The 12372-nt window shown below is 49.8% G+C and carries 9 protein-coding genes; all 9 read right to left on the bottom strand.

The window, feature by feature from the left end; translation table 11 throughout:
* Positions 1-120: 120 nt before the first annotated feature.
* Positions 121-2754, bottom strand: coding sequence for a hybrid sensor histidine kinase/response regulator (locus ACS5WU_RS07590; protein ID WP_059109232.1), 2634 nt, complete (start codon positions 2752-2754; stop codon positions 121-123).
* Between the two features lie 139 nt (positions 2755-2893).
* A complete protein-coding gene (locus ACS5WU_RS07595; RefSeq protein WP_046442505.1) occupies positions 2894-4249 on the bottom strand; it encodes a UDP-N-acetylmuramoyl-tripeptide--D-alanyl-D-alanine ligase in 1356 nt (451 codons plus the stop codon).
* Between the two features lie 12 nt (positions 4250-4261).
* Positions 4262-5299 carry a D-alanine--D-alanine ligase family protein gene (locus ACS5WU_RS07600; RefSeq protein ID WP_307757010.1) on the bottom strand — a complete coding sequence of 346 codons (1038 nt, stop codon included), beginning with the start codon at positions 5297-5299 and terminating at the stop codon, positions 4262-4264.
* Between the two features lie 170 nt (positions 5300-5469).
* Positions 5470-6969: a UDP-glucose--hexose-1-phosphate uridylyltransferase gene (gene galT / locus ACS5WU_RS07605; RefSeq protein ID WP_046442507.1), complete on the bottom strand. Its 1500-nt coding sequence runs from the start codon at positions 6967-6969 to the stop codon at positions 5470-5472.
* Positions 6970-6981: 12 nt separating this feature from the next.
* Positions 6982-7974 carry a UDP-glucose 4-epimerase GalE gene (galE, locus tag ACS5WU_RS07610; protein ID WP_046442508.1) on the bottom strand — a complete coding sequence of 331 codons (993 nt, stop codon included), beginning with the start codon at positions 7972-7974 and terminating at the stop codon, positions 6982-6984.
* Positions 7975-7991: 17 nt separating this feature from the next.
* Entirely contained in the window at positions 7992-9260 is a 1269-nt protein-coding gene (locus ACS5WU_RS07615; RefSeq protein ID WP_302760006.1) for a galactokinase, read from the bottom strand.
* Between the two features lie 275 nt (positions 9261-9535).
* Complete coding sequence (locus tag ACS5WU_RS07620; RefSeq protein WP_046442510.1) at positions 9536-10177, bottom strand: cyclase family protein; 642 nt, start codon at positions 10175-10177, stop codon at positions 9536-9538.
* Positions 10178-10305: 128 nt separating this feature from the next.
* Entirely contained in the window at positions 10306-11103 is a 798-nt protein-coding gene (locus ACS5WU_RS07625; RefSeq protein WP_046442511.1) for an SDR family oxidoreductase, read from the bottom strand.
* 118 nt (positions 11104-11221) lie between these two features.
* Positions 11222-12346, bottom strand: coding sequence for a substrate-binding domain-containing protein (locus ACS5WU_RS07630; RefSeq protein ID WP_052740218.1), 1125 nt, complete (start codon positions 12344-12346; stop codon positions 11222-11224).
* Positions 12347-12372 lie beyond the last annotated feature (26 nt).

The raw sequence follows: 12372 nt of genomic DNA on the forward strand, positions 1-12372 counted from the left end.
GGTTATCAGGGCCTTAAAGCACGGCTCAAAGCTATGACTTCCGCTACAACCTTTTATTTTCCTTTGGATTATATCAAAAGGAGCGCTGGAAAAATATCCGGCGCTCCTTTTTCAATTCGTTTATTTCTTTTTCCTGCTGAAAAATTTGAATAATGTCCTGTTCATTGCCACAATATCGATCGGCTTTGCAATGTGGTCGTTCATGCCCGTGGCAAGCGACGCCGCAACATCCTCTGAGAAGGCGTTTGCGGTCATTGCTATAATTGGAATTTCCGCCGCGTCGGCACGCTCTTCCGCCCTTATTTCACGCGTTGCCTGATAACCGTCCATCACAGGCATCTGAACATCCATCAAAATCGCGTCATAGTGCCCCTGCGGGCTGCTGTTGAATTGTTCCACTGCTTCGCGCCCGTTTATTGCAGTTTCAATCGCTATTCCTGTCGGCGCAAGCAGCTCCGTTACGATCTCCATATTCATTTCATTGTCCTCCACCAGAAGGATTCTCTTGTTGCTGAAGTCAAACGTCTCTCCGTCCTTGTCCTTCTTTTCATGGCAAAAATCACGTTTTCCAATCACAAAGAGCAATACATTATAGATGGAGGACTGCAGCATTGGCTTGGAGATAAACGCGTTCGCTCCTGCCGCACGCGCATCTTTTTCGATTGATTGCCAGTCGTAAGCGGAAATAATGATGACAGGCGAATCCTTCCCCGTAATCTCCCTTATTTTTCGCGTCGTCTCTATTCCATCCATTCCGGGCATTTTCCAATCGATCAGGCAAATGTCAAATGCGTCTTTTCCATGCTGTGCCGCTTCAACCTGTTCTGCTGCCGCCGCACCGGAAAGCACCCATTGCGTCCTGATTCCCATTCGTTCCAGCAGAATGGCGACGTGTTCGCACGTGTCTTCGTCATCATCCACAACCAGCACATGAAGATCCCGCAAATCGTTTCGTTCTTCTTTCTTTTCACCTGTATCATCCACCTGGAGCGAAATTTCCACTGAAAAGGTAGTTCCTTCGCCCTGCTTGCTTTGTACGCTGATATCTCCGCCCATCAAGCCGATCATATTTTTCGTAATCGCCAGTCCAAGCCCGGATCCCCCATATTTCCCGGCAATATTTTCACCCTGCTCGAAGGGCTCAAATACCCTGTTCAAAAACGCCTCGTCCATACCGATTCCAGTATCTTTGACCGTAAACGTCATGTGTACCTTGCCTTCCCTTACAGGCCGCTGCCTGATAGAAAGCAGGACATGTCCTCCATCCGGAGTGAATTTCACCGCGTTGGAAAGCAGGTTCAGCAAAATCTGATTCAGCTTTCTCTCGTCGCCGATCAGCTTTTCTTCCGCCACCCCTACGAGCTTCAGATCAAAGCTTTTTCCCTGGGATTCACATTGCGTATGATACAGAGACGCAATTTCTTCTATCATCTCGCCAAAATCAAACGGATCGTTTTTCATTACGAGCTTACCGCTTTCAATGGCAGACATGTCCAGCACATCATTGATAATTCCTAACAGGTGCCGCGACGAATAGGCTATTTTATACAGGCAATCCGCAACCTTTTCTTTATTATCCAGCGCATTTGCAGCAATCGTTGTCATGCCGATAATCGTATTCATCGGCGTGCGTATCTCGTGGCTCATGCGGGAAAGGAACGCCTTTTCCGCTTCATTGATACGCCTTGACGCCACAAGCGAATCTGTGAGTATCTGGCGCGTACGCCGTGATTCGGTCACATCTGTAATTGATACGATATACCTCTGCAAAATCCCGTCCGCCATAATGGGATACGCCCGCATCATCATCCACCGCTCGCTTCCGTCCTTCGGATGGTTCAGCTTGATCTCCAGTTCTGCATTGTTTCCCATTTCGCCGTTTAAAAAAGCTTCCCGTATCCTCACTACGGAATCCTCATCCATGTAAGAATACAAAATATTTTCGTTTTCCACAAAAGCCGCCTGGTCTATGCCTAATATACGTGCGCTGTTCGGACTGATAAACTCGGACTTTCCTTTCTCCATGTCAACGATAAAAATCACATCGTCAATTTTATCGGATAATTGCGAAAAGAGATTTTCCCTGTAATAAATTTCCTGGTTTTTCTTTCCTACCGCATATCGAAAATAAACGGAAACCAGAATAATAACTGCTGTCAGTAACACGACAAGAACCGTATTGTTTCTTGTGAGACTGCTTGATTCATTGTTAAAGTCATTGATTACTTTTTGTTCGTAGGAAACAATTCCGTCCGATTCCTCCATGAAGCTGTCATACAAAACAGAAACGTTTTCCGCCATATCCCGTTCGATCCGGCTGTTATTATTCACATTTTCCGGATTCGCAAGCAACGCCTCCTGCGCATCTATAATTTGCGCGCCGGTATCCTTGAGCCGCTGTGCGGCGCCATCTGTTCCAAGATAATTGGTTTCAATCGAATCCAGGCTTTTTTCAAGCGCCGGTTCAAGACCGCTTATTGCCCTCTGTGCAATCTCAAAATCTGCTGGCATGGAATAGTTGATTAATTGCTCCATGCGCATACGCATTTCAGATACCGTGTTTGTAGCATTATTGACCTCCATCGTAACGGTAAAAGGATGCTTTAGTATCATATCGATGCTTTTATCCAGGCTTCCCACTCCAGTGATAGAAATGAGCATAAAAATAACAGCGAATACACAGACAAGAAAAGAGCCCGTTTTTCCGATTCTGTCCTGAAAACGTCCCTTTGGCTTCGTTGTTTTCTTTTTCATAATGACCGATTTCTCCTGAAAATTGAGCGGTCCCAAAAATATCGTCCATGAAACAGGACTACATAAAGTTAGTATATCTTAACTTGAGCGTTAACACAACCATCGTGCAGATTCTTTGCGTCTATTGCCGGCAGACTGCTTAATGCAAAAGATATTCAACCGTTTTTTCAAGCTTCATCCCACGGGACGCCTTCACGAGAACCGTATCCCCACTGTGGATGTGCCCCTCTATTTTTTCAAGCAGCTCATTCTGCGTTTTAAAATAGCTCGCATTCCCGCAACGCTCTGATGCGCCGTCATAGATACCCTTTGCAAGCTCCCCTACGCAAAGGATTTCGTCAATCCCTTTTTTTGCGGCATAGCTCCCCACCTGCCGGTGGTATTCCTCCGCTTTATCTCCAAGCTCAAACATATCGCCAAGCACGCAAACCTTGCGTCCCTTCGCATACGATAAAACGTCAATCGCAGCTTTCATAGAGCCCGGATTGGCATTATATACGTCATTTAATACTGTCAGCCCGTTTGCCTTTTCGATACACATCCGTCCGGAAATGGGAGTATATCCGGCAATCCCCCTGGCAATCTTCTCCGGCTCCATGCACAGCGCGAGTCCTGCCGCAATCGCAGCAAGCGCATTATAAATCATATGACGGCCGGGCGACGGAACATGAATCGCCATTTCTTTTCCATCAAAGTGCGCTGTAAAGTCCGATCCCTCAAGGCCCATTTCCCTGATATCCGTCGTATAGATATCGTTTTGAGTCCCTATTCCAAAGGTCGTTACGTCGCTTCTCGTCTCTTTTAATGTCCACAAATATTCATCGTCGCCGTTTACAAATACCCGTCCATCCTCACGCATATATTCGAGCATCTCGCTTTTCGCTTTCAGGATACCCTCTCTGGAGCCCAAATGCTCGATATGCGCCTGCCCGATGTTCGTCAGGAAGCAAAAATCCGGGCGCGCCATCTTTGAAAGGCTTCTGATCTCTCCAAAATGATTTGTTCCCATCTCGATCACAGCAACTTCATGCTCAGGCAAAAGCCGGAGTAAGTTCTGCGGAACGCCTGTCTGGTTGTTGAGATTCCCTTCTGTTTTAAGGACGCAAAATTGCTGTTCCAGCACGCTGGCAACCATCTCTTTTGTGGTCGTTTTCCCCACGCTCCCGGTAATGCCAATCATCTTTACGCCAAAGAGCCCTTTATAAAACTCCGCAATGTCCTGATAAGCCTGCAGCGAATCCTTCACCAGGATATACGGCTTTTGCGTTTCCAGCTTTTTTTCACTCAGGCAGCATACCGCCCCCGCTTCATATGCCGCCCCGATAAAGTCGTGCCCGTCAAAGCGCTCTCCCTTGATCGGCACAAACAGAAAGCCGTCTTCCACCTTGCGGTTATCGATCACAACGCCTTTTACCATCTGGCCTTTTACGGCTTCGCCTCCATTGTAAATACCATCGCAGGCGCGCGTCGCGTCATAGACTGAAAATTCCTTCATACCCGTTTCCCTTTACTTCTCAAGCGACAGCTCGATCACGCGGGCGCATAGCTGTTCATAAGAAATTCCGACCGCCTGCGCCTCCTGTGGAATCAGGCTCGTGGGCGTCATGCCGGGAAGCGTATTCATTTCAAGGAAATAGATATCTCCTCTCTCATCCAAAATAAATTCCCCGCGCGCATATACTTCCAGCTTCAGGGTTCGGCAGGCTATGAAAGCCAGCTCCTGCATCCTTTTGGTCGTCTCTTCATCAAGGCTTGCAGGACACACCTCTTCTGTCCACCCGGCCTGGTATTTGTGCGCATAATCATAAAACCCACCGCGTGGAATAATCTCAATCGGCGGAAGCATCTCATTTCCGAGCATTCCCACAGAAAATTCGCGTCCCTGAATGAATTCCTCCACCAATACCTCATTTTCATAACGGAACGCATCGGCCAGTGAATTTTTCAGCTCTTCCACATCATTTGCCACAGAAATTCCAATGCTCGAGCCACCGCAGCACGGCTTTACAATACATGGAAAACCGATCTCTGCCGCTTCAGAAGCGCCCTGTCCTTTGTAGAGCACTTTCCCCTTTGCCATCATAACGCCGCTCTGCAGCATCATCTGGCGCGTAACGCCCTTGTGCATCGCAAGAGCGCTGCCAAGATAACCCGTTCCGGTGTATTTGATTCCAAGTACATCCAAAAATGCCTGCATACGGCCGTTTTCTCCGTCCTCTCCATGCAGGCCCATATAAACGATGTCCGCTGCTTTGCAAACCTCTATTACATTTTTCCCTATCGTTCCAAAGCCGCTGTCTCCCCTGCCAGCCTTGATTTTTTCGATGTCCGGCGCTGTTTCTTCCACACGGACCGTTTCCACTTCACCCTTATCTGAGAAAATATCCAAAATGTTCTCCGGCAGCTCCTCTAATCCCAGAAAGGAATCCACCAAAACCGTTTTATATCCAGACCGGCGAAGCGCATTGCACACCATTGCGCCGGATGAAAGCGATACCTCTCTCTCCGTGCTGATGCCGCCCGCCAAAACAACTACATTCATCATATAAACTCCGTTCCAAAAGAATTTTGAACGGATTTATTATATCATATCCAGCCAAAAGTGTTAAGTAAAACGCGCTTTATTCACATTTGAAAATATACGAATTAATTTTATCTGTAGCAATATAAAACCGGGCTGCGCAGGCAGCCCGGTCTGTTCCTTTTTTGCATTTTTTATACGTTTATGCTCTGTGCAAACCGCAAAAACGCCGCTTTCCCTGCGTCAGTACGTTTAAATACTCCCGCATCCTCCAGCACGCGGCTGAATACCTTTCCAACCTCTTCGCGCAGGATGGCGCCGACAGCCTCCTTTTCAATCGTATCACGCCGGGCCAATATTTCGTCCACCCAGTCTGCATGGGAAGAAATCCGCTCGTCCGCGCGGATATCCTTTTCCATCAGGATCGCTTCTTCGAGCAGAGCAAGTTCCTCTTTTAAGCGCGCGGGGAGCACTGCAAGGCCCATCACCTCAATGAGTCCGATGTTTTCCTTTTTGATGTGGTGCAGCTCTGCATGCGGATGATATACCCCCAGCGGATGTTCATCCGTGGTGATATTGTTGCGCAGCACAAGGTCAAGCTCAAGTTTCCCGTCCGACATCCGTGCAATCGGCGTAATCGTATTGTGCGGCGTTCCTTCCGTCTCAGCAAACACAAACGCCTGCTCATCCGTGTAGGCCCGCCATGCCTGCAATATCCTGTCCGCGAGCTCCACAAGCCGCGCCTCGTCCGTTCCGCGCAGCCTCAAAACCGACATCGGCCACTTTACTATCCCAGCCTCAATCTCTTCATATCCGCTGAATAGAAACGGAGTCTCTATCGGCGCGCTCTCCATAGCAAATTTGTAATGCCCACCCTGGAAGTGATCATGCGTCAGGATAGATCCCCCCACAATGGGAAGATCGGCGTTGGATCCAAGAAAATAATGCGGAAATTGCTTCACGAAACCGAGCAGCCTGCGAAAAGTTCCTGCGTCTATTTTCATTGGCGTATGCTCTGCATTCAACACAATGCAGTGCTCGTTATAATAAACATATGGCGAATACTGGAAAAACCACGGTTTTCCATCCAGCGTGATCGGAATGATCCTGTGGTTCTGGCGCGCCGGATGGTTTACCCGTCCCGCATAGCCCTCGTTTTGGGGGCAAAGCAGACACTTTGGATACCCGCTCTGCGCCATGCTGCGTGCTGCCGCAATCGCCCGCGGATCCTTTTCCGGTTTGGAAAGGTTGATCGTGATATCAAGATCGCCATACTCCGTCTGCGCTTTCCACCGAATATCCTTTTTGACGCGGTACGTGCGGATATAGTCCGTATCCTGGCTGAGCTGGTAGAAAAAATCCGTCGCAGCCTGCGGGCTTTGTCTGTAAAGCGCTGAAAAACGGTCTATTACCTCATGTGGCCGCGGTGTTAAAAGCCCCATCAGCCTGGTGTCGAAAAGATCGCGGTATACCGTGCTGTCATGCTCGAGTATTCCCTGCTGTGCGGCGTAATCAAGCAGGCCCTTCAGGATTTCCTCGAGGTCTGCGCTATCCGCTTTGCAATCCGGCTCCGTGTATTCTGAAAGATGCAGCGCATCCAGGATTTCATTGGTTGCCCAAATGCGGTCTGCCTCCCCGATCAGGCCCTTATTAACGCCGTAATCCACCAATCTTTTTATTTGCAAATCAATCATATCGTATCCCCGTTATTTCGTAGCGTAGCCGTCCGGATGGCTTTTGTGCCATTTCCACGCGGATGCAATAATCTCTTCAAGCGAATCATGCTCCGGATTCCACCCGAGTGTTTCCCGCGCCTTCGCGCTCGACGCGATCAACTGTGCCGGATCGCCTGCACGCCGCGGGGCAATCACCGCCGGTATATCGTCCTGCGTCACTATTCGCGCCGTGTCGATCACTTCGTTCACCGTAAATCCAACGCCATTCCCCAGATTGAAAATATCACTTTCCCTGCCGTCCCGCAGGTATTTCACAGCCAGGATATGCGCCTGCGCAAGGTCTGTTACATGGATATAGTCGCGCACGCACGTACCGTCCTTCGTGGGATAATCGTCCCCAAATACGCTGATCGCTTCGCGTTTTCCATTCGGCACCTGCAATATCAAAGGAATCAGGTGCGATTCAGGATTGTGATCCTCGCCGATCCTGCCGCTCTCGTGTGCGCCGCACGCATTGAAATAACGCAGGGATACAAATTTAATGCCATAAGCAACATCCGCCCAATGAAACAGCTTTTCCATCGCAAGCTTGGTCTCCCCATACGGATTCGTGGGCTGGGTACGATCCGTTTCCATAATTGGAACACGCTCCGGCTCGCCATATGTTGCCGCCGTAGAGGAAAAAACGATCTGCTTTACGCCGTTTCTCTGCATCGCATCCACAAGGGCAATCGCCCCGCCTACGTTATTATCATAATATTTGACCGGATTTCCCACGCTTTCGCCCACCAGCGAATATGCCGCAAAGTGAATCACCGCGTCAATTTTTTCCTGTTCGAATACACTGTCCATGAAGGCCCCGTCGCGCACGTCTCCCTCATAAAAACGCGCCTTCGGATGCACAGCCTCCCTGTGCCCTGTCGCCAGGTTGTCGACAATTACAACATCCTCGCCTGCATCCTCCAGCTCATAAACCGTATGCGAGCCAATATAGCCCGCGCCTCCCAGAACCAATACCGCCATATTTTTCTCCTCCCGCTCTACAGAATTTCAAGTCCTCCCACGTGACGGATAAAAAGCACGTGGCAGCGTCCGCTTCCGAGCGCCGCGTCCATTTTCTTCCGGAACGCATCTGCCATATCCGCAGGTACGAATGCCTGCACCGTACCCGCAAAGCCGCCGCCATGCACGCGGAAGGCCCCTTTTCCATCAAGGAATTCATCACACAGGGCAAGCGTTACCGCAAGCTCCTGATGCTTATCCGCCCCCGGCACGCTGACGTTTTGCAGGTACATAAACGACGACCTTCCGGATTCGTTTACAAGCGCCAAAAAGTCCTCAAACCGGTTCTCCTTAAGCGCCTTTGCCTCCAGGATCGCCCTTTCATTGTCATGGTAAAAATGAAACGCCCGAAGAACCGCCCGGTCTCCAAGCTTTTCCCTGACCGCAGGAAGCTCCTTTATAAAGTCTTCTCTGGACACTTCCCTTAGCACCTTCTTGCCAAAATGTGCCGCAACCGCCTCCATCTCGCTGCGGATTGCCGCATATGCCGGCGTTAGACCGGCGTGGTCCGCACCGGAATCTACAATGCACAGTGCGTGCCCATGAAAATCCGCATCGATCTTTTCCACAACAGGATTTTCCTTATCCCTGAAATCAATCGCAATAACCCCGCCTGAAATAGAAGCTGCCTGATCCATCAGGCCGCACGGCTTACCAAAATAAACGTTTTCCGCATACTGCCCGATCTGCGCCGTCTCGATCGGCGTTACGCTTCCCCCGCAAAACATATGATTCATCGTTACTCCAAGCCACATTTCATATGCCGCTGAGGAGGAAAGTCCGGAGCCGGAGAGCACATCTGACGAAACATATGCGTCAAATCCACGGATTTCAAACCCACGCTTCTGCAGCTGGGCCGCCACCCCGCGTATCAGCTCTCCCGTCTTTCCCGCGTTTTCTTCATGCACCTTAAGATCATTAAGATCCACTGTACAAAGATCATATCCTTCCGAGAGGATGCGGATTTCATTGGTACCGTTTTCCGCCGCAACGCCAAGAGCGTCTACGTCTACGCTTGCGGCAAGCACGCATCCGTTCTGGTGGTCGGTGTGGTTCCCGCCGATCTCCGTCCTGCCGGGCGTACTGAAAATTCCCACCGCCGCCGGAGCGCCAAACAGTTCAGAAAAATTTTTCAATATCCGCAGATACCGTCCGCGCGCTTTTTCCACATCGCCATAGAGCGCTTCCAGCTTTTCATCGAGTTTTCCACTCTCGATTGTGCTTACCGCTTCATTCCATTCAGTCATCTTTTTCCTACCTTTATCTCAAAAAATTAGTACCATTATATGAATATGCCTGCCGCGAAACAGGTGATTTCCACTGAAAATATGCAGTCCCAAACGCTTTTCAAAAAAGCAGGCGTTCTGATTCTTTCATTTTATGATAGAATATTTTAAGACCTCCGTCAAGGAATACCATACCCGCAATTAGCACGGCTTATAAGCACTTTGCTTCCGCCCAGTCAAAAACGTCCTCTGCCGCGGCGATGCGGCAAAGGACGTTTTCGTATCGTTATCTTTTTTCAGTCAACCATTGCGACCGCGCGAATCGGCGAGCCGTCGCGGTCTTTGAGCCGGAGCGGAAGCGCAATCAGCGTAAACTCCTCCCCTGCCGCAAGCTCTTCCATGTTTGCAAGCCCTTCAATAATCAGTACATCGTTTCCGAGCATCGTTTCGTGGATATACTTCCAGTCTTTTCCGTTCGGAGTAGGCATGTCCATTCCTACAAGCTTTGTTTTTTTCCGGGCAAACCATTCCGCCAGTTCCCGCGAAACAACCGGGAAATCATTGAAAAATTCATCCTTTGGAAATACTTTATCCCAGCCGGTATGCAAAAGCACCGCAAGCCCCGCTTCTATTTTGTCCGCGTAGGGTTCAATATCCGCCACTGTAATTGGCTCACCCGGCTTTTTTGCCGTCAGGTCTACTTTAAACGCGCGCGTCACACAGCGCTCGAGACTGATTTTGTCGATCGTCTGTCCGTCATAGAAAAAATGCCTTGGCGAATCAAAATGCGTTCCCTGATGGGTGGAAGTCGTCACACGTGAAAGATTATAACCAAGCGTGTCCAGATTACAGTGCCAGGAAATCGAAAGCTTCGGATCCATCGGCATGGTAGGAGCGCCATCGTACATTTCGGCGGTGAGGTCAATCAGCTTTGTCATATCACTTGCCTCCTTACAGCAAATAAATGAAGCGTAGCGCATAGCGCAGATACAATCATATGCGTTTGATTGCAGTTTTGATCAAATGTTGCCTTCGCATCCATTTGACAGGCTGCAACCATGTCCAATCAATCGCTTCCTGCAAAATTAGAGTCCTTGCCAAGCCCTTCAGGCCCAAGGCTCAGATAGCCGCCCTCCACAGGAATATCGGCTGCAGTGATCGCGCTCGCGTCGTCGCTTAGGAGGAAGGCGACTGCGGACGCGATCTCTTCCGGCCGTTCCAGTCTCTGGAGCATGTGAAAATCTCCCCACATCTCTTCCGCCGTATCCCTGTCTCCGTTCGGCGCTGCTTTTTTCACTTCGTCCGTCCATACCCATCCGGGGCTGACGCAATTTACGCGGATTCCGGGCGCAAGGTCAAGCGCAGTGCAGCGCGTCAGCTGCTTCACCGCTCCCTTCGCCGCATTGTACGTCCAGCGCTCAGGCTGCGCGATGTGTCCGGATATGCTGGACATATTTACTATCGAACCGTTTTCCCTGCCACGCTGGCTGACAAATTCCTGAATCATCGTCGCATAGGATACCGGGCCTGCTTCCATCGTATGCAGCCAGTCCTCACGCGATGCGTTAAGTCCCTTTGCCGTGAATGGGAACGCGTTATTTACAAGATAATCGAGCGTTCCGAATTTTTTGATCGCCCCCGCGATCAAATCCTTGCAGAACTGCGGGTCCTTCATATCGCCCGCCATAAAATCAACATTATCAAATTTTTCTTTCAGTTCACTGAGCGTCTTTTCTCCTGTCTGTGCGTTCCTTCCGCAAAATAAAACGCTTACCTCTTCTTCGAGCAGCCTTTCCACACACGCGCGTCCGATTCCCCTTGAACCGCCCGTGACGATCGCCGCTTTTCCTTTTAAGCCTCTCATTGGTTACCTCCTGCTCATTTTTCGTCCGGCAAACGCCGTATCACATACATTTTTTATGGGGCGCCCTGTAAAAAGGGCGCCCCACCATTTCATCTGATTCTTATTTTACCATATTGCTTTAGAACTGTGCCGCATATTCTTCGATATTGGATTTGTCATAGATAAGCGGCTCTTTCAGGGAAATGATCTGTCCATTGTCTGTGAAGGTGAACGTACCATAGTCCCCGGCTTCAAAGCTTGCGCCCGGCTCGATTGTGAGCGAACCATCCTTGAGCGCTACCGACATATAAACGCCGATGTCGCCTTCCATCGGAGGATTCCACAGTGCAAATTTTTCTACCGTGCCATCCAGGATGAATTCTTTCATTTCGGAAGGAAGTCCAAGGCCTGTCAGTTTTACTTTGTCGCCAACGCCTTTTGTCTGGATTACCTTTGCCGCCGCTGCGATACCAACCGTCGTCGGAGCGATTACGCCCTTGAGGTCAGGATATTTTGCAAGCAGGGCTTCCATCTCTGTGGTGGATTTTTCCGGCTGGTCGTCGCCATAAACAACCTCTACGAGTTTCATGTCCTTATATTTGTCATTCGTCTCGAGCAGGTTCTTCATGTCGTCGATCCATGTGTTCTGATCCGGAGCGTCCGTCGTAGCGGAAAGAATCGCGAAGTCGCCCTTGAAATCGATCATATCTCCAAGCGTGTCAAGAAGCACGGTTCCTGTTGTAGTAAAGTCAACCGGCATAATCGCCGCGTCGCGATGATCTTCGCTTCCGGGAATGTCCTGATTGATAATCACAATCTTCGTTCCCGCTGCGCGCGCATCGTCAAACGTTCCATTGAGTGCGTCATTTGAGTTTGCCGCGATGAAAATAACGTCTGCGCCATTCTGTACGGCAGCTTCAACATACTCGATCTGCGAGGTCGCGCCCGCATCCGCCGGGCCTGTCGTTGAGAATTCAACCTTATCTGCACCCAGCTTTTCAGCAGTTCTCTGGAATCCGAGAACAATGGATTCAAAATACGGATTTCCCTGATTCTTAGGGATAAACACGACCTTTACCGGGCCGTCCGAGGAAGCGGGTTCACCTGATTCGGCAGTACCGCTGTCCGAAGATTCAGCAGGTGCCTTGGATTCTTCTGCCGGAGCGCTGGATGTCGAAGACTCAGCCGCCGGAGCGCCGCAAGCCGCAAAAGCGAACAATGCAACGAGAACCACACATACGATTACTGTAAGTTTCTTTTTCATTTTTTTCCTCCTGATTTTACCTTATT

Source organism: Christensenella sp. KGMB01412, assembly GCF_055522415.1.